Source organism: Campylobacter concisus (genome assembly GCF_002165775.1).
Classification (GTDB): Bacteria; Campylobacterota; Campylobacteria; order Campylobacterales; family Campylobacteraceae; genus Campylobacter_A; species Campylobacter_A concisus_E.
In genome coordinates this window covers 54,102-76,300 of record NZ_NDYP01000003.1, presented here as the reverse complement: position 1 = coordinate 76,300, position 22,199 = coordinate 54,102, and the positions used below count along the sequence as shown (strand labels likewise).

25 protein-coding genes are annotated in these 22,199 nt (G+C 38.0%); 3 read left to right on the top strand and 22 right to left on the bottom strand.

Going from position 1 to position 22,199, the window contains the following annotated elements:
• Complete coding sequence (ftsZ, locus tag B9N66_RS03685; RefSeq protein ID WP_087579938.1) at positions 1-1,140, top strand: cell division protein FtsZ; 1,140 nt, start codon at positions 1-3, stop codon at positions 1,138-1,140.
• Positions 1,141-1,230: 90 nt separating this feature from the next.
• On the opposite strand, the gene B9N66_RS03680 is transcribed toward ftsZ, so the two are convergent.
• The 19 genes from B9N66_RS03680 to rpmH all read right to left on the bottom strand — a co-directional run bounded on the left by B9N66_RS03680 (position 1,231) and on the right by rpmH (position 18,378).
• Entirely contained in the window at positions 1,231-1,524 is a 294-nt protein-coding gene (locus B9N66_RS03680) for a metal-sulfur cluster assembly factor (RefSeq protein WP_021091019.1), read from the bottom strand.
• Between the two features lie 3 nt (positions 1,525-1,527).
• Positions 1,528-2,718 (bottom strand): peptidase M50, encoded by a 1,191-nt coding sequence (locus tag B9N66_RS03675; RefSeq protein ID WP_087579937.1) that lies wholly within the window; start codon positions 2,716-2,718, stop codon positions 1,528-1,530.
• 1 nt (position 2,719) lies between these two features.
• The gene (locus tag B9N66_RS03670) at positions 2,720-3,058 is read right to left on the bottom strand and encodes a hypothetical protein (RefSeq protein ID WP_087576898.1); all 339 of its coding nucleotides are present in this window, start codon (positions 3,056-3,058) and stop codon (positions 2,720-2,722) included.
• 72 nt (positions 3,059-3,130) lie between these two features.
• Entirely contained in the window at positions 3,131-4,171 is a 1,041-nt protein-coding gene (gene msrB, locus B9N66_RS03665) for a peptide-methionine (R)-S-oxide reductase MsrB (protein ID WP_087579936.1), read from the bottom strand.
• 80 nt (positions 4,172-4,251) lie between these two features.
• Positions 4,252-5,784, bottom strand: coding sequence for a bifunctional phosphoribosylaminoimidazolecarboxamide formyltransferase/IMP cyclohydrolase (gene purH, locus B9N66_RS03660; RefSeq protein ID WP_087580187.1), 1,533 nt, complete (start codon positions 5,782-5,784; stop codon positions 4,252-4,254).
• Positions 5,785-5,807: 23 nt separating this feature from the next.
• Positions 5,808-6,410, bottom strand: coding sequence for a hypothetical protein (locus B9N66_RS03655; protein ID WP_087579935.1), 603 nt, complete (start codon positions 6,408-6,410; stop codon positions 5,808-5,810).
• A gap of 30 nt (positions 6,411-6,440) precedes the next feature.
• The gene (locus tag B9N66_RS03650) at positions 6,441-7,007 is read right to left on the bottom strand and encodes a hypothetical protein (RefSeq protein WP_087579934.1); all 567 of its coding nucleotides are present in this window, start codon (positions 7,005-7,007) and stop codon (positions 6,441-6,443) included.
• Positions 7,008-7,742, bottom strand: coding sequence for a TerB family tellurite resistance protein (locus B9N66_RS03645; RefSeq protein WP_087579933.1), 735 nt, complete (start codon positions 7,740-7,742; stop codon positions 7,008-7,010).
• Between the two features lies 1 nt (position 7,743).
• Complete coding sequence (locus B9N66_RS03640) at positions 7,744-8,805, bottom strand: SDH family Clp fold serine proteinase (RefSeq protein WP_087579932.1); 1,062 nt, start codon at positions 8,803-8,805, stop codon at positions 7,744-7,746.
• 3 nt (positions 8,806-8,808) lie between these two features.
• A complete protein-coding gene (purL, locus tag B9N66_RS03635) occupies positions 8,809-10,998 on the bottom strand; it encodes a phosphoribosylformylglycinamidine synthase subunit PurL (RefSeq protein WP_087579931.1) in 2,190 nt (729 codons plus the stop codon).
• 343 nt (positions 10,999-11,341) lie between these two features.
• On the bottom strand, positions 11,342-12,094 hold the full coding sequence (locus B9N66_RS03630; RefSeq protein WP_087579930.1) for a hypothetical protein: 753 nt from the start codon (positions 12,092-12,094) through the stop codon (positions 11,342-11,344).
• A gap of 11 nt (positions 12,095-12,105) precedes the next feature.
• Positions 12,106-12,843 (bottom strand): hypothetical protein, encoded by a 738-nt coding sequence (locus B9N66_RS03625; RefSeq protein ID WP_087579929.1) that lies wholly within the window; start codon positions 12,841-12,843, stop codon positions 12,106-12,108.
• A 32-nt stretch (positions 12,844-12,875) separates the two neighbouring features.
• Positions 12,876-13,613: a hypothetical protein gene (locus tag B9N66_RS03620; protein WP_257639764.1), complete on the bottom strand. Its 738-nt coding sequence runs from the start codon at positions 13,611-13,613 to the stop codon at positions 12,876-12,878.
• Positions 13,614-13,644: 31 nt separating this feature from the next.
• Positions 13,645-14,970, bottom strand: a complete 1,326-nt coding sequence (gene mnmE, locus B9N66_RS03615; protein WP_087579928.1) for a tRNA uridine-5-carboxymethylaminomethyl(34) synthesis GTPase MnmE — start codon at positions 14,968-14,970, stop codon at positions 13,645-13,647.
• Entirely contained in the window at positions 14,967-16,028 is a 1,062-nt protein-coding gene (locus tag B9N66_RS03610) for a Jag N-terminal domain-containing protein (protein WP_087579927.1), read from the bottom strand. The genes mnmE and B9N66_RS03610 overlap by 4 nt, the downstream gene beginning before the upstream one ends.
• Positions 16,028-17,581: a membrane protein insertase YidC gene (yidC, locus tag B9N66_RS03605; RefSeq protein ID WP_087579926.1), complete on the bottom strand. Its 1,554-nt coding sequence runs from the start codon at positions 17,579-17,581 to the stop codon at positions 16,028-16,030. The genes B9N66_RS03610 and yidC overlap by 1 nt, the downstream gene beginning before the upstream one ends.
• Before the next feature lies 1 nt (position 17,582).
• The gene (gene yidD / locus B9N66_RS03600) at positions 17,583-17,924 is read right to left on the bottom strand and encodes a membrane protein insertion efficiency factor YidD (protein ID WP_087579925.1); all 342 of its coding nucleotides are present in this window, start codon (positions 17,922-17,924) and stop codon (positions 17,583-17,585) included.
• Complete coding sequence (gene rnpA / locus B9N66_RS03595) at positions 17,921-18,256, bottom strand: ribonuclease P protein component (protein WP_072594909.1); 336 nt, start codon at positions 18,254-18,256, stop codon at positions 17,921-17,923. Before rnpA ends, yidD begins: the two co-directional genes overlap by 4 nt.
• Positions 18,244-18,378, bottom strand: a complete 135-nt coding sequence (gene rpmH, locus B9N66_RS03590) for a 50S ribosomal protein L34 (protein ID WP_002940373.1) — start codon at positions 18,376-18,378, stop codon at positions 18,244-18,246. The genes rnpA and rpmH overlap by 13 nt, the downstream gene beginning before the upstream one ends.
• A gap of 122 nt (positions 18,379-18,500) precedes the next feature.
• Here rpmH and B9N66_RS03585 point away from each other — a divergent pair, with 122 nt between their 5' ends.
• On the top strand, positions 18,501-19,154 hold the full coding sequence (locus tag B9N66_RS03585; protein WP_087579924.1) for a uracil-DNA glycosylase family protein: 654 nt from the start codon (positions 18,501-18,503) through the stop codon (positions 19,152-19,154).
• The gene (locus B9N66_RS03580) at positions 19,151-20,401 is read left to right on the top strand and encodes a hypothetical protein (RefSeq protein ID WP_087579923.1); all 1,251 of its coding nucleotides are present in this window, start codon (positions 19,151-19,153) and stop codon (positions 20,399-20,401) included. Before B9N66_RS03585 ends, B9N66_RS03580 begins: the two co-directional genes overlap by 4 nt.
• A 44-nt stretch (positions 20,402-20,445) precedes the next feature.
• Here B9N66_RS03580 and B9N66_RS03575 read toward each other — a convergent pair whose 3' ends face one another.
• From B9N66_RS03575 to B9N66_RS03570, 3 genes are read right to left on the bottom strand one after another with little or no spacing between them, the layout of a single operon-like run.
• Positions 20,446-20,835, bottom strand: a complete 390-nt coding sequence (locus B9N66_RS03575; protein ID WP_087579922.1) for a YbgC/FadM family acyl-CoA thioesterase — start codon at positions 20,833-20,835, stop codon at positions 20,446-20,448.
• Between the two features lie 9 nt (positions 20,836-20,844).
• Positions 20,845-20,997: a hypothetical protein gene (locus B9N66_RS09660; RefSeq protein WP_180382061.1), complete on the bottom strand. Its 153-nt coding sequence runs from the start codon at positions 20,995-20,997 to the stop codon at positions 20,845-20,847.
• A 10-nt stretch (positions 20,998-21,007) separates the two neighbouring features.
• Complete coding sequence (locus B9N66_RS03570) at positions 21,008-22,180, bottom strand: Cj0814 family flagellar-dependent secreted protein (RefSeq protein ID WP_087579921.1); 1,173 nt, start codon at positions 22,178-22,180, stop codon at positions 21,008-21,010.
• Positions 22,181-22,199 lie beyond the last annotated feature (19 nt).

The window sequence follows — 22,199 nt, the reverse complement described above, 5'->3', positions numbered from 1 at the left end:
ATGAGTAGCTTCACAGTAGAAGAAAATAAAAGCATCTATGGTGCAAAGATAAAGGTCGTAGGTGTAGGTGGAGGTGGTGGCAATATGGTCAACCATATAATAAGAGTTAATCCAAATTTAAATATAGATCTTATTGTTGCTAATACAGATGCTAAGGCTCTTGAAAATTCTCTTGCACATACGAAAATTCAACTAGGCGAGAAAACAACAAAAGGTCTAGGTGCAGGCATGAGACCTGAAATAGGAAAAGCTGCTGCTGAAGAGAGCTACGATGAAGTAAAAAGCGCACTTGAGACATCAGATATAGTTTTTATCGGTACAGGACTTGGTGGTGGAACTGGTACAGGTGCAGCTCCAGTAGTTGCTCAAGCTGCAAAAGATATTGGTGCACTAACAGTTGCGGTTGTTACTATGCCTTTTATGTTTGAAGGAAAAAAACGTAGAAAATTGGCTGATTGTGGCCTTGAAGAACTCAGGAAAGAAAGCGATTCTATTGTTGTCATTCCAAACGATAAACTCCTAACATTAATTGATAAAAATGCTGGCATAAAAGAAAGCTTTGAAATGGTTGATGAAGTACTTGCAAGAGCCGTCAATGGTATGAGTACGATCGTACTTGACTCAGGAAAAAGCGACATAAATCTAGACTTTGCAGATGTTAGAACGATTATGAGCCATAGAGGACTAGCTTTAATGGGTGTTGGCGAAGCAAGTGGCGAGGATGCAGCGCAAGAAGCTATAAAAAATGCTATACAATCACCACTTCTTGATAACATGACAATAAATGGTGCATTTGGTATTTTAGTTCATTTTAGAATAAGCCCTAGTTGCCCACTAGCTGATATCAATAATGCGATGAGTATTATTCATGAGGCAGCGGATGAAGATGCTGAAATTATATTTGGTACAACAACTGATGACAAAATAGAAGACAATAAAGTTGAAGTTACAATAATAGCAACAGGTTTTCAAAGCTCACAAAAAGAAGCTGAAAAAAAAGATGAAGTACAAACTTCTAATGCAAGCGATATCATAAAAAAAGAGCGTATATTAAGACTTAAAAAAGTTAGTGGTGGATATGACGAAGACTATATGTCACAGCTTGATGTGCCATCATTTATGCGCCATCAAATGGATTAATAAAAAAACAAACTCCTTAAAATTTCTAGAGAGCCTTTGCTCTCTAGCTTATTAAAAATCTACAAACTTTCAAATCTAAAAACTTAAAATTTAAACTCCAAGTTGTGCTTTTACAAAATCGCTTGCCATTTGTATATTCCACTCAGGCTCCCAGACAAGATCGATCTCACACTCTTTGACACCTTCTATATCAAGCACGGCAGTTTCTACCCAGCCAAGTATCATTTCGTGCAGTGGGCAAGATTTGGTTGAAAGCGTCATAGTAACTTTTGCTTTGCCATTCTCATCGCAGCTCGCATCATATATAAGTCCGAGCGAAACGATATCAAAGCCAACTTCTGGATCAACGATATTTGACAGTGCGTTATAAATTTTTTCTTTCATTTTTTATCCTTTAAAACCAGTAAATCTAAAAATATTTATTATATTTATCGATAGCAAAACTATACTAAGAGCTATAAACATCATACTAGCTTGCACTAAAATTTCTAGTTCAAAGCAAGTTGAGAGAAGATAGCAAAGAAGCGAGATAGCATTAAAAGCTATACCAAAATAAGCTATCTTTTTTAGTATCATGGCATCAAGAAGTGGCACTTTTACCTTTCCGACAAAAGGTGCTACGTAGTGATACCATATTAGAAATGGTGCGATCTTGTAAAGATGAGCTACGATAAAAGCAAACAAAAAGCCATATATTAAAAAATACGCAGCTAAATTTAATTTGTCTAAAGCTATAAAAACAGTAGCACCAAGCAAAGCCACCAACGAAAGTACGATATTTACATTCCAGTAATCATACGCCTTTCTAACGCGTTTTTTTAAAATATAAAATGCTTGAGCTATAAAAAGTAAAGCTGCCACACATATTGACAAAACAGACAAATTTTCATTAAAACCTAGTAAGATACCACCCAAAATATAGCATGCTAGTGAGGCTTTACTAAGTGTAAATTTTAGATCATGAGCTAGTGCAAACATAGGTAAGAGTACACTAGCAGCTCCAAGTATCACAAGAAACACAAATCCCAGCACAAAATAAACGTGAAATTTTAGTGTCATCTCAAAATCAAGCATCAGCGTGCCACTAAGTATCATAAGCAAGCAAAAACCAAGCGTTATTCCAATTATCAAAAAGATAGCTGAAACAAAAAGTGCAAAGGCTGCAAAGCTCCTTTTTTCATTATCCATAAAGCTTAATGCATAAGTCGTAGCAAAAAAAGCGAGCGAGCAAAAAAGCAAAACTCCACTAATTTGTAAAATTTTAGCCTCAGCAAATAACATCCCGTAGCACATGCCCAACAATGATAGACAAAAAATAGCCAAATTTAAAATAGCACCTTTTGCAGTAAAAAACGGCTTTTCTAAGATGACTGAGGTTAGCTGATAGAGCGCTCCGATGATAATGCTCATAACAAAGCCAACAAAAAATATATGCAAAAAACCAGCTGTGTTTAGTGAGCTAATCGCATCAAAATCTGCATAAAAGAATGCCGGCACACTTAATGCCAAAAACAAAATTCCAGCAATAAAATATCCACCGACTAGCTTAAATGGTGGTGCATAAGTATTTAAAAGCATCTTAGTGGCAAAGACTCGTATCTACGTCTTCTATGTTTGCACCGTCTTTTAGGCTAAAAATCATCTTTACAGCCCCACCATCTATATCTTCACGCTCTATGTCAAAGCTCTTATCTATCTTTGGTATAAGACCAGCTGGAAATTTATGATTTAGCATCATAATTTTTGTATTTTTATCAGCAAATTTAATAGCGATTAATGCATTAACCATTGGCTCTGGCGGCACGCAAGGACGTGAGTCAAAGCCAACAAAATTTACACCATTTTCATTAAATTTATAAAATGGTACAGTTGCACCATCAACACTAAATTGCTCCGCATTTTTGAAAAAATCACTCATTTTTTCTCCTTTGATTTTGGAGAATTATACTCTGATTAAACTTTTTAAACTATTGATTTGCTTCAACAAAAGCTATTTTACGTAAGGTATAAATTCCTCGTATCCAAGCCTAGCCATATCTTCAAGCGGTATAAATTTAAGGCTCGCACCGTTTATACAATATCTTAGCCCACCCTTATCGCTTGGGCCATCGTCAAAAACATGCCCAAGGTGCGCATCGCTATTTTGCGACTTAACTTCGACTCTTTTCATCATAAACGAGTTGTCCTCCTTATATGAAAGAGCTGTTGTCGTTATAGGCTTTGTAAAGCTTGGCCAGCCACATCCTGCATCAAATTTATCTGCACTTGAGAAAAGTGGCTTTCCACTCGTTATATCTACATAAATGCCTTTTTGATCAAATTTATCATACTCACTGCTAAATGGCCTCTCAGTCGCTGCTTCTTGCGTCACGGCATACTGCTCGCTACTTAAATTTTTCTTTAGCTCATCTTTACTAAGTGGCTTAAATTTTGTCTCATCGTAAAGCGGTTTATCGGCTAAACCTAGATCGATATGGCAGTATCCAAAAGGATTTTTATCAAGATAGTCTTGGTGATACTCCTCGCCTATGACGAAATTTTTAAGCGGCGCTACCTCAACCACGATCTTGTCTTTAAATTTCTTTTGCTCTATCTTTATAAAGCTCTCAATGACTGACAGATCGTCCTTGCTAACATAGTAAATCCCGCTTCTATACTGCCTACCTACGTCATTGCCTTGTTTGTTTAATGAGGTCGGATCGATCACTCTAAAAAAGTGAGCCAAAATTTCAGCCAAAGCGACTCTGTTTTCATCATATTTTATATAAAGTGTCTCAGCATGATCGCTCTCATGAAGCTCGCGGTAGCTAGTATTTTTGCTCTTGCCATTTGCGTAGCCTACCTTTGTATCCACTACACCAAATATCTTTTTAAAATATCCTTGCATACCCCAAAAGCAACCACCCGCTAGATAAATTTCTTTTAAATTTTGTCCTGCCATCGTCTGCTCCTTTATAAGCTCATCTTTTGCCATCAAATTTAGACCAAAAAACACTGCCGCCATTAAGATAAATTTTAAGATCTTTTTCATTCTATCTCCTTTCGCTTTTGAAAGATTATACGAAAATTAAAGTTATAAAGTGTGAAGTAAGGGGCAAACGCCCCTAAATTTTAGTGTAAGAAGTGTCTAACGCCAGTGAAATATAGCGACATGCCATGCTCATCAGCGGCCTCTATCACCTCATCATCTCTGATGCTACCACCTGGTTCAATGACGCATTTTACACCGACCTTACTAGCGATGTCGATACTATCTCTAAATGGAAAGAATGCCTCACTCGCAAGTACGCAACCATTTAGGTCGATCTCGAGCTCTTTTGCCTTTGCCACGGCTGCACGTGCAGCATCCACACGGCTTGTCATACCCATACCAATAGCCACCATCGCACCATCTTTTACATAAACTACGCAGTTGCTCTTTGTTAGTGCAGCGACTTTCCACGCGATCTGAGCGTCTTTTAGCTCGCTGCCACTTGCATGTTTTTTACTCATTTGCTTCATATTTTCAAGCTCTTCGTCTTTTACGAAGTCTCTTTCTTGAAATACAAAGCCACCATCAATATGTTTAAAGTCAAATTTATCATCTGCACGTACTAAAAATTTATTATCTTGAGTGAAAATTTTGATACGTTTTTTGCTCTCAAAGACTTTAAGCGCTGCTTCATCAACATTTGCAGCGATGATTACTTCAACGTAAATTTCATTTATCTTTTTAGCTAGCTCCTCATCAAGCGTACCATTTATCGCTACCACACCGCCATATGCTGATATCGGATCACATTTAAGCGCTGCCACGTAGCTTTCAAGCAGAGTATCTTTTACCGCAAAGCCGCAAGGATTCGCGTGCTTGATGATAGCCACTGCTGGCGCGTCTTCAAAACTAGTTGCAAGCATTAAAGCGCCATTTATATCAGTCATGTTGTTAAAGCTAGCTTCGCCTTTTAGGGCTCTAAAGTTGTTTGAAAAGAAGTAGTTAAACTCATAAAGCGCACCTTTTTGGTGAGGGTTTTCGCCGTATCTTGTATCAAAAACCTTGTTGCCAACAATAAATCTAGCATCGCCAAAACCGCTATTAAATCTATCATTCATATAGTTTGCGATCGTGCTGTCATAGGCCGCTGTGTGCTCGTAAGCCTTTATCATCAGCGATCTTCTAAACTCAAAATCATCACTTTTTTCTCTTAGGCGCTTTAAAATTTCGTCATAATCAAGCACACTTGTAACGATAAGTACGTCTTTAAAGTTTTTAGCAGCACTTCTTACCATAGCTGGGCCGCCGATATCGATATTTTCGATGATCTCAGCAAAGTCATCAGTCCTGATGGTAGTCTCTTTAAATGGATATAAATTTACGCAAACTAGGTCAATACCCTCGATGCCATGCTCTTTTGCCTGAGCCACATGTGTAGCGTCGTCACGTTTGTGTAAGATACCGCCATGTATCTTTGGATGAAGCGTCTTTACCCTGCCCTCAAACATCTCCGGTGAAGCTGTAAATTCACTAACCTCAGTCGCTTTTATGCCATTTTCTTTTAAAAGCTTAAATGTGCCACCGGTTGAAAGTATCTGCCAGCCAAGCTCTTCCAGCCCCTTTGCAAACTCTACAATGCCCTCTTTATCGCTAACGCTAAGCAACGCTCTCATTTTTTCTCCTTTATTAAATTTTATCATCTACACTCTTTACTCAAAATATCTCTTATAAATTTTAGCTTATGAGAACCATATAGCTTGATTATCTCTCCACTAATCACTTTTGATTTTTCCTCGCCACCATTAGCATCCAAGAAACTTCTACTAACATACAATTCATTAATTTTTTGCATTTTGGACTCTTTTTTGTCTAACGTGCCCTCAAAAGTGTATGAAAAAAGTATATCTTCTTTGTTATAAACACTTGCAAATCCACTAATATCTAAATTCTCTCCTGCCATATAAGCGTAACAAATGCTATCACCACTACCCTTTGTTGTGATAGCAGCAAATTCCGATTCTCGCTGAAACAGATATATAGTTGCCGACTTCACGCCTTTTGTTTTATAAATATTGAAATTTACATAGGATTTGCCACTATCATCTCTAAGTAACACCTGTGTTTCCCGTGAGACATCAGTGTAGTCTCCGAGTAATTTTCCATCTTCATATAATTTACCTTTGTCGTCAAAACTATATTCGACAACCTTGTCTTGCGTCTTAAAATACATAGGTTCTGGAGGAGCAAAACACCCACTTAATCCTATCGCTATAATAACTGCTAGCAAAATTTCTCTCATTTTTTCTCCTTTAGATTGATTAAATTTATTTTATTTCTCCGCCAAACACATCGCCTTTTCAAGCACAAGTAGCCCCATAGCTGTATCTTTTTTGATATTTTGTTCCGTTATACTTTCAAGTTTTTTTAAATTTTCATCGCTTGATTTTATTGCAAAATGACTATTTTTATTTAAATTTTCTAGCTTGCCATCAACGATATCAACACTAAAAACATATCTTGAAATTTGTCTGCCATTAAAGTAGCTAGAATTTAGCACGCTTAAATTTATCGCTTCACCTTTGCTAAAAGCCTCACATATAGGGCTTTTTGAGCTAAATTTGACGACCTTTATGCCACCTTCATCTGAAAATATATACTCTTTAAATTCATTTAAATTTTTAGTCTTTACAGCCTTAAAACTACTCTCCATGCCACTATAGCTGGCGAGAATAATACTAACACTACTTGTTTTGTTGTAGTCGCCTATTTTTTTACTATTTTCAAAAAGTGCGTTATCTTTTAGTTCAAATTTGATCTCATTGCCATTAAGATCGGTCACGCTTAGCTCTTTACAAAAGGCAACCGCCGCCAAAAGCAAAATAGCAATTTTCTTCATCTAAGCTCCAAATTTCTCTTTCAAACGCCCATAAGCCTCATTTATCTCTTGAAGCTTTTTGGTTGAACTCTCTATAACCTCTTTACTCTCTCCCCTACCCATCAAAATATCAGGATGATACTGCCTAACAAGCTCTTTATATCGAAGCTTTATCTCATCAAAATTTGCACTCTTGCTAAGTCCTAAAACCTCAAATGGATCATTTTTTACTATGCTGGCATTGGAATTTGTCTTAAATCTTGAACTATAAAAATTATCAAATTTTAAGATAATCTCATCAAGCGTCTCTTTATCTATGCCAAATCCATAAGCAATGTTTCTTATAACATCTTGCTCGCTTTTGTTAAATTCTCCATCTATATAGGCTAAATTTAGAAAAAAAGTGAGCCTAGCTACGCAGGTATCGTAGTTTAGATTAAACGCGTGCTTGTAGTTTCTGGCGGTTTCATGGGCATTATCTACATTTTCTTTTTGGCTCTTATAGACCTCTTTTAGATACTCACGCACGCCACTAACGCCGCTAACTTTCTGGCTTAGATCATCTAGCACTTGAGTGATCAGCCTAGCCTCTAGCTCGCTAACCCTGCCGTCACTTTTAGCGACTTTTGCAAGCAGTGAGACTAGAAATTTAGCCTCATCTACATTTGCTTGTTTCTTGCGGTTGTTGCCTATTTGCACGCTCATAAAGAAAAATATCGCACCGCCTAATATCAGTAAAAACAAAACTCCAGACATATTACCACAAGTGATAGATCGTATTTTTTATCTTGCCATTTACTAGCTCGTTTTTGCGCCATGAGCTCTCGTCGTTCATCACGTTCCAGCGGCGCTCCTCAGGGCGATAAAACCAGTCTTTATCGATCTGATAGTAAATTTGTTTGCCGTTTGTCTCGATGATGTTTGCGATATTGTTATCGTGGTAGCTATTTTCATCATAGTCAGTAAAAGCTCGCTGTCCCATCTCAGAGTAAAGCAGCGTTAACTCTTGAAGCATTTCATTTAGATCATCATCCATCTTTTTTACATGAAGACCGATCTCGTGCGCCTCTCTAAAGAGGATCGGATATTCGTGAGCTGGGTAGTCGCCATTTAGCCTTTCAGAAATTTCTGCGATCTTTTTATCATCATCGATGTGGTACCTAAGAAGCTCGGTGCAAATCTTAAGCGATAGCGAGCTAGCACGATCAACCGCACCAAAGACTAGCGGATGAATATACTCATAAAGCGAATTATAAGGGTTTGTATCGTTTGGCCTATCTTTGTCTTGCTCTTTCCAAAGCTTAACAACACGACTAAGTTCGTCCATCGAAACGCTCACAAGCTCATTGCCTTTATTTGTCGGGCTAAGCTCGTGTTTTAGTGAGGTATCAACAGGCGTTAGATAGGCAAGTGGGCCCATGACGATCTCATTTGCGCCAAGTGCCATCATGGTAGCAGCTGAGGCGCAGTTTGCAGGTATTAGAGCTATTAAATTTTTGCAGTAATTTCTAAGTGTAGTGATAATCCTAAGAGCGGCGATACCGCTTCCGCCGTCGCTTTTTATAAAAAGATAAGCAGTATCTATCTTTTTACCCTTTAAAATTTCATACATAGCACTTGCATCATTGCCGCAAACACTACCAGCGTTTGAATTATAGTAAGTTATCAAGGTAGCGTTTAGTCTTTTTTCGATTGATTTTATTAAATTTTGTGTCTTACTAAAAAGTACTGGCGGCTTTGCTACGCCTCGTTTTTCAACTTGTTCTGCTTCCTTTTGCTCATTTTCAGCCTCAGTGACCTTGCCCTTTTTCAAAGCCATTTTTTAATCCTCTTTTCTAACGATTTTTGCAAACTCATTTAGATAAATTTCTCTTATCTCGTCCATGTTCTCATCAATATCATTTAGCTTAAATCTCCTGCCGCCACTAACGCCGATCTTTTCAAATTTCACACCAAATTTAGCAGCAAGCGCTTCAAATTTAGCCTCGTCTTTCACACCCACAACTGCTCTTGAAAAGCTTTCATCAAAGATAAAATTTGACTCTTTAAATTTCGCTTCGCAGTTTATGCCGATGTTTGATATGCTAGCCATTTTTACTAGCGTAATAGCAAGACCGCCTACGCCTACGCTATTAGCAAATTCTAAAATTTGCTCTTTATTTGCCTCGATCACTAGGTCCCAAAGAGCTCGCTCAGCTTTATAATCAACCTCTTTTAGCTTGCCGCCGACCACATCAAATAGCGCCTTTGCGTAAAGTGAGGCAGCAAATTCCCCGCTTGTCTCACCAAGCAGGTAAATCGCCCTGTCCTCGCTTAAAAATGTGCTTTTTAGGTTTAAATTTGCATCTTCATTTACGCCAACTGTGACGATGGCTGGCGTTGGATAGACGCTCACGCCATCTGTGTCGTTATAAAGGCTCACGTTACCGCTAACTACTGGTGTATTTAGCTCACGACAAGCCTCTTTTATGCCTTCGCACCCCTCTTTAAACTGCCACATTACCTCTGGATTTTGTGGATTGCCGTAGTTTAGGCAGTCAGTGATCGCAAGTGGCACAGCGCCGCTCATAGCCACCTTTCTACCAGCTGCAGCAACGGCTCTTGCAGCACCAATTTTAGGATCAACAAAATTTGCTCTAGGATCGCACTGTGCGGCCATAGAGACGGCCTTTTTAGTGCCCTTTACTCTGATACTTGCGGCACCTAAGTGACCAGGCTGTTTTATAGTATTTGTCTGGATATTTGCGTCGTATTGGTCGTAGATAAAGCTTTTATTTAGCACTTCTGGCTCTTTTAAAAGCTTGAAAAATGCGGTTTTGTTATCAACATTATTTGGGATTTTTAAATTTGCTATCTCATCAAGGTATTTTGGACGTGCAACTGGGCGATCAAGCACTGGAGCTGCCTCGCTAAGTGGGCCGATAGGGATTTCACCTGAAAGCTCACCATGCCAGTAAAGCTGCATCACGCCACTACTTGTGACCTCGCCGATGATCTCAGCATCAAGATCCCATTTTCTAAAAATTTCAAGCACTTTTTGTTCATAACCTTTTTTTGCGCATATTAACATACGCTCTTGAGACTCGCTTAGCATTAGCTCATAAGGCGTCATGCCAACTTCGCGCATAGGCACGCGGTCTAGATACATCTTCATGCCACTGCCACTTCTGCCAGCCATCTCAAAGCTAGAGCTTGTTAGCCCTGCTGCACCCATATCTTGGATGCCGATGATATAGTCTTTTTTAAAGAGCTCTAAGCAAGCTTCCATAAGTAGCTTCTCAGCAAATGGGTCGCCCACTTGCACCGTTGGACGAAGCGATTTGTTCTCGTCGTTAAAGCTATCACTCGCCATCACAGCGCCTCCAAGTCCGTCTCTACCGGTCTTTGAGCCCACGTAAATGACTGGGTTGCCCACACCTTCAGCCTTACCATAGAAAATTTCATCACTTTTGCAAAGGCCAAGCGCAAAAGCATTGATTAGGATATTGCCATTAAAGCTAGGATCAAACGTAGTTTCGCCGCCAACTGTTGGAATACCCATGCAGTTGCCATAGTGTCCTATGCCAGCGACGCTTCCTTTTAGTAGATATCTATGCTTTTTGGCTAGCTCGCCATCGCCTCTTATCTCACCAAAACGAAGCGAGTTCATGTTTGCAACGACTCTTGCACCCATCGTAAAGACATCTCTTAAAATTCCACCAACGCCAGTGGCAGCACCCTGAAATGGCTCGATAAAGCTTGGGTGATTGTGACTCTCCATCTTAAACACAGCTGCGATCCCATCGCCAACGTCGATGACACCAGCGTTTTCGCCAGGTCCTTGGATGACCCACGGTGCCTTTGTCGGAAAGCCGTTTAGGTACTTTTTACTCGACTTGTAGCTGCAGTGCTCGCTCCACATCGCGGAAAATATCCCAAGCTCGAGCAAATTGGGCTCTCTGCCTAGGATTTTAAGTATATTTTCGTATTCGTCGTCGCTGATCTTGTGCGCTTTTACGGTAGCTTTGTCCATTTTTAGCCTTTAAAAAATTTTGGTTGATTTTACTTAAATTTGCATAAAAAGATGATAAACCAAAGGAGCGAAAACAGAACAAATTTGACGAATAAAATAAGAGTCTAAACTTCATATAGCAAGCTAAAATGTTATATTTGTAGTTATTGATTCGGCTATAAATTCAACCGAAAAATTAGCATTTTTGCGGTACGGGTCTTGGTGAACGGCTCAAATTTTAGACAAATGCCAAATTTGAACTAGCTGTGGAAAATAAAAATTTAAGCATACTAGAACCCTAAATTTGACGCAAGAAAGTCCGATACTCCGTCAAATTCAGCAGGCGATTACCCGCCGCAAATGCCTACTTGCTCGGCATGCTATCGTAGCAAAGTATGTTTAGCAGGATGCGTCCTTGCTTTTTGAGGTCTTGCTCGATGACGTCTTGTCTAAATTTAGCAGAGGTCGCCTGCTCTTTAGTCTGGGCTAACTTGCTGCCGGGCAGGTGAAATTTAAAGTCTAAATTTTTTATCTCAAAGCCTTTGTTTCCGACTATCTTCGCGTCGATCACAGTGGCAAAAAACTCGTCAAACGCGCCCACGTAGTAGTTTGTCACGCTTCTAGCGCTTATAGGTTCGCCGCTAAAAAACGCCTTGCAAACGGGAGATTTTTGCGCACTATAAACCACGCTCTCAAGGATCCCGCCGCCAAATTCGTAAAACTTAAATTTCTTTGAGTTTTGTAGCTTTTTTATCTCGTCTTTATCACTCAAATCTACATTTTTACCACTATCCAGATCAATCACTATCAGAGTTTTTACGCCGTCGCCGCTTGCATAAACCCAGCCTAGATTTTGGCTCGCCAAGTCGCTCTCGCCCGGCGATTTCACCTCGGCCCTACCCATGTAGTCGCCGAATTTTTCCTCTTTTTTGCCGCCGCTCATCTCGTAGACCGTAGTCTCGGTTATAAATCCGATCTGCTGTATGCTAGCGTCGTTTTCCATATATGTACGCCACGCTCTCTCGCCGCCCATCTCGCCTGTAATGGCCGCGCAACCGCTAAACGCTAATGCCATAGCAGCCGCTGCCGCCGTCTTAAAAATCATCGTATTTTTCATTTTTATCCTCCTTACTTCTCGCTCAAAGAGCAAATTTGATTAAGCCTCGGCTCATACCCGCGCAACTCGTTTTGGATTTTTTCCTCAAATTTAGGCGTTTTTTCGGCTACTTCTCGCGGACTGTCTGGATTTGTAAAATTTTCTATATGAGATTTTAAAAGTAGCGCGCCGCCTTTGGACGAAATTTTTGCCTGCGTTATAACGGCCGTAAAATACCGTTTTTCTAAATTTTGCGTATCATAGTAGCTAGATACGGATTTCACGCTAACGTCGCCGCCTTTTTTAAATGCCTCGCAAACCGAAATCGGCGCCTCAAAAACCGCTACCGTCGTCAAATTTGAGCTAAATTCATAAAATTTGATCCGCCGAGCGTCCCAAAGCTCGGTCACGCTCGCTTCGTCCTTTAGATCAAACTCCGCCTCGGTATCGGCATCTTTTAGCATAAACGCTCTATCTCCGCTTTTATGGACGGCCCCGAGCCTAAAAGGCAGCCTGCTGCCCTCTTTTTTAGTAAGAGCAAAGCCTGTAGTCTCGCCGTCTTCAGGCTGAGTACGAAAATCGCGCGAGAAAAACGCCGTCAAAAAGGCGACCTCCCTAACGGTACCATCAGTACCCAGATATCTCGTCCAGCCATCCTCCGGAACGTCGATATTTGAGACGTCGCGCTCGGCTTTGTTTGCGCTGCTAGTAATGCTCGCGCAACCGCTAAATGCCAAGGCTGCGACGGCTGCTAGAAATAATTTTTTCATCTCGCGCTCGCGTTTAAATTTGATAAAAAAGATCAGTTTTTAGGAGCGGCGCAAACGATGTTTGATAGGATTCGCTCCTGTTTTTTAGCGTCGGCGTCTATGACTTTACTCCTAAATTCCACAGATCGAGCCCGCGTCTGAGTGCTGGCCAGCTTACCGTCGCTAACGAAAAATTTAAAGTCTAGATTTTTGATCTCGGCGCTTTTGCCCTTTTTCACTCCGATATCCATCAAAGTCGCGAAAAACTCGCTATTGTCGGCGCTTTCTTTATCGTAATAATTAGTCACCGCACGAGCTTTTACCGCCTTACCCGCCGCAAAACTCTCGCACACCGCACCCGAGTCCGAGCTAAAAACCACGCTCTCTAATATGCCGCCGCCAAACTGATAAAATTTGACCTTTCTAGCCCCTCTTAGAGTCGTAAGCTCGTTTTTATCGCGCATATTTATGTACTGGTAACCGAATTGCTCTTTATCGTTAAGCTCCAAAACTATAAAAGAAGTTCCGTTTTGCGCGTACATATCGCCAAGCTTCAAGTTTTGACCATCTTTTTTTATGAGCGCCATACCGATGATATCGCCGTTTTTTTGCGCATAAGTTGCGCCCAAATTTTCCGAGAAAAATGCTATATTGCCGACGCTGCCGTCATTTTCTAGATATTTGATCCAGTCCGGCGCAGGCGATACTACGTTAGCCGCTATATGATCCTGTGAAGGCATGCAACCGCCCAGCAACGCAGCTAGAGCGGCTATAGATAAGATTTTTTTCACTATTTTTTCCTTTTTTATAGAGTAAATTTCGTTATTTGCCGAGGCAAAAGTTGCTAAACATTTCGTCTAAAATTTCGCTTCTCTCAAACGGCTTTGTGATCGACGAGATTTGCTCTATCGCCACATTTAGCTCATAAGCAAAAAGCTCAAGCTCAGACTCGACAAGCAAATTTAACGCTCTTTTTAAAGCTTCACTCGCCTCTTTGCAGCTTAAAATTTGGCGGTTTGAGCTTAGCATGATCTCGTCGGTGTCTTGCGTCTTGAGGTAACCCTCAAGCTCTTTTAAAACTACACTCGTATCGGTTTTTGCTGAAATTTTGATAGCGCTCTCTAGCTCTATGTCAAATTTAAACGCCAGATCACTTTTGTTTAGGATAAAAAAGGCTTTTTTACTTGAGTTAGAAACGAGTCTAATTATCTCTTTGTCTTGCTCGTCGCTTATATTTGAGCCATCAAAGATAGCTAGGATGATGTCAGCTTCATTTATGGCAGAAATCGAGTAGTTTATGCCAATTTGCTCGATCCTTCCAGCATCTTTTCTGATGCCTGCGGTGTCTATTATACGAACTAGATGCGAGCCGATCTTGAAATTTTCTTCTATCCTATCTCTGGTCGTGCCAGCCTCGTCGCTAACGATCGCTCTCTCGTATGCCAAAAACGAGTTTAAAATGGAGCTTTTGCCAACATTTGGCTTACCAACGATAGCGATCTTAAAGCCATCTATTAGTCCTCTTCTTTGCTCACTAAGAGTGGCTATATGCTCTAACTTTTCGCTATTTTTTAAAAGCATATCTTTGGTTTGATCTAGCAAATTTGTGGGCAGATCATCATCAGCATAATCGATCATCGTCTCAACAAAAGCAAGAGTTTTGACCACTTCGCCCCTTATCTCTCCTACAAATTTACTAAGATCACCTTGCATTTGACGGGTCAAAATTTTAGCAGCGATCTCACTTTTTGAAGTAATTAAACCTTGCATTGCTTCGATACGAGAAAGATCCATTTTGCCATTTAAAAAGGCGCGTTTGCTAAACTCTCCTGGGGCGGCAAGTCTTGCACCTGCTTTAATTAGTTCGTTTAAAATTCTTTCACTAACTACGATACCGCCGTGTGTTTGAAACTCGACTATATCTTCACCCGTAAAACTTGCTGGAGCCTTAAAATAAATAACAATACTTTCGTCTAAAATTTCATTATCAAGTGAATAAATTTTTGCTAATTTTGCGTATCTTGGTTCTAATTTTTGTAGTTTAAGAAGTCTCAAGGCAATACTTAGAGCGTCCTTGCCACTAAGCCTTACAATAGAAACTGAGCCGATGCCATAAGCTGTGGCAAGGGCTACGATAGTTTCACTCATTTTTTAAAAAAGTCATTTACGACGACAAATTTGCCGTCATTGCCACTTTTTATGCCGACATATTTATCTGGGAATTTCTCGCGAAGCTTTTCAAGCGCGATCTTAACCAAAACCCCATCAAGTGGCTTAGTTTGAGCTCTACCGCTATTTTGCACACGCTCGATCACGCCATTTAGATATTGATCCATCATCGCTTCTTGATTTTGCAAAAATTGCGCGATCTCTAGGCGGATAGCGAGGTTGTATTTTGAATTTAGCCAGTTATAAAGCATGTAAGAGATCGCTTTATATCTATAGCCCTCTTTGCCGATAAGTAGCGCTGCATCAGCTCCGTCAAGCTCTATAAGCACCGTTTCATCGTCAAATTTGCTAACTTCAATTTTACTAATATCAAAACAACTTGCCTTAAAAAGACGGTTCATGCCATCTTTGATCTCAGGTAAAATTTTATCAAAGTCGATTGCTGCTTTTTCTTTTTTTTCTTTTTGTAAAGCTTGAGTTGCACTCTCTTCATCAGTTTGGTTAAAATTTTCAATAATAGAATTATCTAAAATATTTTTAGGAGCATTTTTGCTAGCTTGTGGCTCCTTTATTTCTTTTGGCTCGTCAAGTCTCTTTATCACATATCTCGGTTCAGCTTCTTCTTCACTCTTTTGAGCAAACGCATCTTTAGCTAGAGCTTCATTTTTTTCACTTAAATTTGACTTTTCATTTTTATGCTCTTTTTGCTCAAATTTAGTTTCACATTTTTCATCTCTATGTTTTTTAGGGCCTCGCTTTTTATCACTATGATCGTGTTTTTTAGCTTGCTTTTTATCTTCTTTTACGGCCTCGTTCTCATCATTTTTTTTAACAAAATTTTTATCATTTTTTGACTTGTGTTGTGGTTTTGACTGATTTTCTAAATTTGCTTCGATGATCGCACTTCTTTTAAAAAATCCAAAAAAACCACTGCTTGGATGCTGTAAAACTTTTATATCAAGCTGAGTTACTGAGCAGTTAAGCTGCTCAGCTGCCTTTTGAAACGCCTCTTGAAGGGTATTTGCTTCTATTTTCATTAAGCCTTTACCTCCGTAGCTTTTTTATGTTTTTCAAAAAGTTTATTTACAAATACTTGCTGAACAACTGAGCAAACGTTATTTACAAACCAGTAAAGTGTAAGACCAGCTGGGAATGTCACGAAGAAAAATGTAAATATAAGAGGTAAGAATTTCATCACCTTTTCTTGCATAGGATCAGTAAATGTCGTTGGTGTAAGCTTTTGCTGTAAAAACATCGTTAGCCCCATCAAGATAGGTAACACAAAATATGGATCCATTACTGAAAGATCGTGTATCCAAAGTACCCAAGGAGCACCTTTTAGCTCGATCGCATTTAGTAAGACACGGTAGATCGCAAAAAATACTGGAATTTGAAGCAAGATCGGCAAGCAGCCACCCATAGGATTTGCACCATGCTTTTTATAAAGCTCCATCATATGAACTTGCATTTTTTGCTTATCATCTTTATATTTTGCCTGAAGCTCTTTTACCTTTGGAGCAAGCTCTTTAAGCTTATTCATAGACAGCATACCCTTATATGTAAGCGGGAATAAAACTATCCTTATAACAAGCGTTAGCACAACTATTGCCCAGCCCCAGTTGCCAATGTAGTTATGCAAGAAATTTAAAAATGCAAACATCGGTTTTGCTATAAATGTAAACCAACCATACTCAATAACGTCGTTTAGTCTCTCATCCATCGAACTTAAAATTTTATGCTCTTTTGGTCCGATATATGCACCTAATTTTAAATTATCATTTGCCTTTACAAAAAGAATAGGATTGTTGTTAGAATCTTTATCTACGGCTACTTCAAATGGCTTTTCAAATGAGTAAAATAGCGTTGTATAGTATCTATCAGATGCGGCTGCTATTGTAGTATTTGCATAGTTTTTAACCTCTTTGGCGTCACCATCTTCTATGATGTTTAGGCTATCATCTGTATTTCTAAGCATCACGCCATGAACTGTGTAGCTATCTACTGCGATGTTTGGCCTAAAGCCAGGAGTGATAAAATAATCAACGCTTTTACTTAAATTTACTTCAACCTCATAACGACCATTTGGATAAAATTTGATATTTTTTGTGACTATAACGCCGTCTAAGCTTTGAGTAAGTTTTATAGTTTTAGGCTCGCTGCTGGAATCTATCTCTCTAGCGTCACTGCTATATGCAACCTTAAAAGCATCGGCATTTAGCGTATTATCGTTAAATCTAAGCTCAAGTGGCAATGGATTTTGTGAAACAAGCTCGATTTTGTTGCCATCTTCTGTTTTATACTTATCTTCAGTTAGATAGAATTTTGAAATTCTTCCTAGTTTATCTATCTTCGCTTCGTAGCTTTGGCCTTTGATCGTAGCAATTATCTCATTTGAAGCCAAATTTTCATTTGATTTTGGTGTATTTTGATTTATATTTGGAGCTTTATTTTGATCTATTGTTTGAGACATTGTAGTTTGGTTTTGCTCAGGTATCACTCTTTTTGGCATAAAAAAATCATACACTATAAAAAAAACAATAGATAAAAGCGCTGCAAGAAGCAACCTTTTTTGCATAGACATCTGTTCCATTTTAATTTTTTTCCTTTAATTTATCTAATACTTTTACGACATAAAATTTACTATTCTGACAAGGGACAAACCAAAAATTTACATTTCTGGTATCACTTTTTTGAGATATAAAACATAAGTTAAATTTTTTGTAGATGATTGGGTAGTTGATACCGCCTTTAAAAAGCTGATTACATTTTAAAATTCGCATGAAGGTTGCAAAAAAAGCAGAAAAAAAACTATTTGTTTGAAATTCCCAAATCGCGTATTGTGAGCAAGTCGGATAATAACGACAGCTTTTTGGTAGAAGTATGGAAATATATTTTTGATAAAAAGCGATAGTTTTAATCGCAATTTTTTTCATTTTAAACATCCCATTTTTTTTGTAGACCAACTTAAATTTTTACAAATTTTTTCAAATGAAATTTCTGTAATTCCATTTTTTGCGATCATAATATATGTGCCATCTTTTAATTCACTAGAAATGTTAAAAAAAGCGGCTCTCAAAAGTCTTTTAGCTCTATTTCTAACTACCGCTTTTCCTACTTTTTTACTAGCAACTACTGCTATTTTTTTTTCATTTGTTGGTTTATAAAAAACAATGCAAGCATCACAATGCCACTTGCTAGCCTCTTTATAAACTTGAGAGAATTCTTTTGAGCCGCTTAACGACTCAAAACCAGCTAAGCAGCCAATCTTTTTCTACCTTTGGCACGTCTAGCGTTTATTACCTTTCGGCCATTTTTAGTTTTCATTCTTAAGCGAAAGCCATGAGTGCGTTTTTTAGGGGTTTTATGAGGTTGATAAGTCCTTTTCATTTCTATCCTTAAAGTTAATATAAAAAGTGGGATTTTATCAAAGCAATACTTAAATTCCTTTGAATAACTTAGCTTAAAAAGCCACAACTAAAACTTTAAGCAAATCAAGTTATAATCCAAAAATGAATTTTAATAAAGACAATAGGCTTTTAAAAAAATTATTTTTCTTAAAACTAATTGGCTATAAGTTTATTGATAAAAATTTTCTTAGTCTAAGCAATTATCATGATTACAACAATATTGATGAGCTAAATCGCGAAGTAAAAAAATGTTCTCTTTGTTCTTTGCGAAATAGTTCAAAAGGCGTAACAGCCGGCATCGGCAATGAAAATAGCAAAATCATGTTTATATTATTTTCTAAAAAAAATGATTCTTATGAAAATAACAGTAAAAAATTTTTAGAAAATGCTATAAAAAATAGTTTAAATTTAGATATAAAAGAAATTTATATAAGTTCTCTACTTCGGTGTGAAATTTCACAAAATGATGATAAAAGTCCGATTTTAAGCCGTTCTATTGAACTTTGTCGTCCTTATTTGTTTGAAGAGATTAGGCTGATAAAGCCAAAGATAATCGTGACTTTAGGGGAAAAAGCTTTTATGCATTTATACCCAAATTTATTGTTAAAAGGCGGATTTGCAAGCATAAGAGGTAGTATTTTAAAAAATGAAAATAGCCTTATTTTACCAACGTTTTCGCCAGAGTGGATCAGCAAAAATCCTAGTTTTGAAAATATTTTTATAGATGATTTAAGAAAGATCAAAGGAGTGATATGAGAAAAATTTTACTTTTTTTAGCCATTTTTTCGACTATTTTTGCATCACAAGATGAGATAAATTTTGAGAGTAATGTTACAAAAAACCAAAGTCTATCAAGTATACCTCCAGCAAAGATTACTTATATAAATTTAGAACCAGAATTCTGTGATAATGCCTGCTTAAATGAGCTTATCAAGGCTGATTTACTGGCTAGTTTTATGGCGAGATTTGAGCCAACAAAAATAGACGATAACGCTCTTTTAGAGCTTTATATCTCTCTTGGTGGTGAAGCTATTTTAAAAGTTAATAAAAGCGGCAAAATCGCTGTAATCATTCCACAAAAGATTATAAAATCTTATGCAAATGTTGTATCAAATGCGGTCTTGAGCTATGTCTTAAAGCAAGACGCAGATATTGAAATCAAATTTATAAATAGCAACGATGAAAGCCCACAAAGTCTTACAAATGCTATGCAAACGGCTAGAGCCCAAGGCTTTAATTATTTTATCGCAGCCCTTACATCAAATGGTGCAAACATTATAAATTCACTAGTTCTATCAAATGAGCTTATCTACATTCCAAGTGTTCATAGCTCTTTTATCATAAATCCAAAGCCAAATTTGATCTTTGGTGGCATTGATTATAAAGAGCAAATTTCAGCTTTGTTAGCTTACTCGAACGAAAAAATAGTTGCATTTGATGATGGTAGTTCATTAGGGCAAAAGCTAAATGAATATGTCCGCATGCAAAGTAGCGATTATCATGAAGCCTCTATCGTAGGCAAAGATATAAATTTAAACGACACTTTAAGTAAAAAATCCAAGTTTGATAATGCAAGTATATTTTTAAACATCCCAATCGTCAAAGCTTCTCTTGTAGCAACGCAGATGAGAGGCTTTGAGATAAAACCATACGCACTTTTAAGCACACAGATAAATTTTTTACCAAATATCTTTAATGCCATCGCACAAAGAGATAGACAAAACCTTTTCATCGCAAACTCACTAAATCCTGTTAACGACTTATTTTTGGGGCTTGGTGATCTTTTTGATGTAGATTTTAGATATTCGCAAATCGGCTATTCAAGTGCTTTTGGTGCCGAGTATATATATACAAATTTTATAGATAAAAGTGCTGATAGAATTTTTACCGAAAGAGTTGAAAACTCTCAAGTTTTATATGGAGTTAAAATTTATAACGCAAAAGGCGACCACTTTGACGAAGCAAATCAAGAAATTTTGCTCGATCAAAACAGCTCAATGTAAAAGCACAAAGTGGCTAAAGTTAAATTTCTAAACTTAGTCACGATTTAAAATTTAGAATTCTCCAAAAATTTCTTTATCTCGTCATTTATCTTAGCAAGCTTCTCTTCTTTCATAAAGGCTAACGTAATTGTTGCTCTAAAAAGTAGCTTTTCGGCATTTTTGTCATCAAATTTATAAATTTCTTGCTCCAAAACAAGACTAGCTTTTTTAAGCTCTAAGATTTTGGTTCTAACAAATACTTCATCGCCAAGCACAGCAGAAGCTATAAATTTAGCCTCCAGCGACGAAACTACAAAATATCCGCCCTCTTTTGTAAAATTTAGCCCAGCCTGAAAAAATGCTTCACTTCTAGCTCGCTCGCAAAATTTTATGTAGTTTGCGTGATAGACTATGCCGCCAGCATCGGTATCTTCGTAGTAGATTCGTATTTTCACGGTAGCTCCTTATGCTTTTAGATCAAGCCCCATTTTACCGATTTTTCTTAAAAGACCCATTATATCCGTCTCTTTTTCCTCATGCGTCTTTAAATTTTGCCCGCGAGTGCCGCTAAAATCATAATTTACGTTTGCGCCAAATCCGTTTACGCCGTTTATCATATTAATCCTTTCAAGCCTTTATATCCACGCTCTTAGCGTTAAATTTCATCATCGCCTCAAGTTCTTCTAAATTTTTTCTAGTATTTTGCTCTAGCTCTTTGTCGTATTTTCTGTTTTTATCCAGCATCTTTTGTGTTCGCTTTTCTTGCTCGATTAGCTTTTCTAGGCGTTTTTGCGCCTCTTTCATATCCTCTTGCATTATTTCAAAGAGGCTTTTTGATTCTTTGCCGTCGTCGCTGATATTTATCTCGCCGACAAATTTTAAACTCCTTGCAAAATCTACGAAATCTTTTAAATCTTGAGGCAATGAATCCACTAAAGATTGCGAGTATTTATCGTATTTATGTCCATGCAAGTCGGTAAAGGCTCTAATTTTTGCTTGGTACTCTTGTGAGGATATGTTTTTATCCAGCCCGTTAATCTTGCCGTGATAGGTGGTTTCACCTTCTATGGCGTGACTATTTTTATTTAAAATACCGATCAAAAGCCCGCCTTTGGTTATATTGCCGTCTTTACCCGTATATTTGTCTTTTGTAGTATCAAAATACATCCCGCTGTTTATATCTTCTTTGCCGCCGCTGTTGCTGTTTAATATATCGGTAGATGGTTTTAAGCTCTTATGCTCTGAGTAGTAACCGATCGTGGAGCTATTATAAAAAGTAGTCGTTATGCTAGTCCGTTCATTTCTTTGAAAGCTACTATCGGCTCCCATATAGTCTGATATTTTGCTATGAAGCTTTAATACCTTGAGCGTTTTATTGTCGTATTCGTATCCTTGAGGAAATTTGGCGAGGTCTTCTTTGTTAAAACTTTCTTTGGAATTTAAAACGTCCTCGCCTACTACTTGGGATAAAATTTTATATGCATTGCCGACTGTTTTGGCTATATCTATGTTTTTAAAATCGGCTTTTAAAATTCCTGAATTAGTATTTACGTTTACGAGCGATTTTAAGGTATCTGAGTGGATTTTGTAGTCCTTTGGGATACCTGCGGCTTCGTTAAATTCGGACGTAAAATATCCGTCCGCACCTACTTTATAACCTAAAACTTCGTTAAATTTGTGCTCGACCGTATCCGGCTGCGAGATTTCATTTTTATATATGATTTGACTCTTTATGCTATGTTTTTCATTTAGTTGAAAATTTTTAGCGACACTCGAAAATCCACCGATACCGCTTAACATCATAAATCCTTTTGAAATT

Coding starts and splice junctions, on each gene's coding strand:
- B9N66_RS03580 (WP_087579923.1), top strand. CDS start 19,151: ATGAGAAAAATTTTACTTTTTTTAGCCATTTTTTCGACTATTTTTGCA.
- B9N66_RS03610 (WP_087579927.1), bottom strand. CDS start 16,028: ATGAAAATAGAAGCAAATACCCTTCAAGAGGCGTTTCAAAAGGCAGCT.
- B9N66_RS03650 (WP_087579934.1), bottom strand. CDS start 7,007: ATGAAGAAAATTGCTATTTTGCTTTTGGCGGCGGTTGCCTTTTGTAAA.
- purH (WP_087580187.1), bottom strand. CDS start 5,784: ATGAGAGCGTTGCTTAGCGTTAGCGATAAAGAGGGCATTGTAGAGTTT.
- ftsZ (WP_087579938.1), top strand. CDS start 1: ATGAGTAGCTTCACAGTAGAAGAAAATAAAAGCATCTATGGTGCAAAG.
- B9N66_RS09660 (WP_180382061.1), bottom strand. CDS start 20,997: ATGATAAACGGCGTAAACGGATTTGGCGCAAACGTAAATTATGATTTT.
- B9N66_RS03670 (WP_087576898.1), bottom strand. CDS start 3,058: ATGAGTGATTTTTTCAAAAATGCGGAGCAATTTAGTGTTGATGGTGCA.
- B9N66_RS03655 (WP_087579935.1), bottom strand. CDS start 6,410: ATGAGAGAAATTTTGCTAGCAGTTATTATAGCGATAGGATTAAGTGGG.
- purL (WP_087579931.1), bottom strand. CDS start 10,998: ATGGACAAAGCTACCGTAAAAGCGCACAAGATCAGCGACGACGAATAC.
- B9N66_RS03640 (WP_087579932.1), bottom strand. CDS start 8,805: ATGGCTTTGAAAAAGGGCAAGGTCACTGAGGCTGAAAATGAGCAAAAG.
- B9N66_RS03630 (WP_087579930.1), bottom strand. CDS start 12,094: ATGAAAAATACGATGATTTTTAAGACGGCGGCAGCGGCTGCTATGGCA.
- B9N66_RS03675 (WP_087579937.1), bottom strand. CDS start 2,718: ATGCTTTTAAATACTTATGCACCACCATTTAAGCTAGTCGGTGGATAT.
- yidC (WP_087579926.1), bottom strand. CDS start 17,581: ATGGAACAGATGTCTATGCAAAAAAGGTTGCTTCTTGCAGCGCTTTTA.
- B9N66_RS03585 (WP_087579924.1), top strand. CDS start 18,501: ATGAATTTTAATAAAGACAATAGGCTTTTAAAAAAATTATTTTTCTTA.
- msrB (WP_087579936.1), bottom strand. CDS start 4,171: ATGAAAAAGATCTTAAAATTTATCTTAATGGCGGCAGTGTTTTTTGGT.
- B9N66_RS03625 (WP_087579929.1), bottom strand. CDS start 12,843: ATGAAAAAATTATTTCTAGCAGCCGTCGCAGCCTTGGCATTTAGCGGT.
- B9N66_RS03645 (WP_087579933.1), bottom strand. CDS start 7,742: ATGTCTGGAGTTTTGTTTTTACTGATATTAGGCGGTGCGATATTTTTC.
- yidD (WP_087579925.1), bottom strand. CDS start 17,924: ATGAAAAAAATTGCGATTAAAACTATCGCTTTTTATCAAAAATATATT.
- B9N66_RS03570 (WP_087579921.1), bottom strand. CDS start 22,180: ATGTTAAGCGGTATCGGTGGATTTTCGAGTGTCGCTAAAAATTTTCAA.
- B9N66_RS03680 (WP_021091019.1), bottom strand. CDS start 1,524: ATGAAAGAAAAAATTTATAACGCACTGTCAAATATCGTTGATCCAGAA.
- rpmH (WP_002940373.1), bottom strand. CDS start 18,378: ATGAAAAGGACTTATCAACCTCATAAAACCCCTAAAAAACGCACTCAT.
- mnmE (WP_087579928.1), bottom strand. CDS start 14,970: ATGAGTGAAACTATCGTAGCCCTTGCCACAGCTTATGGCATCGGCTCA.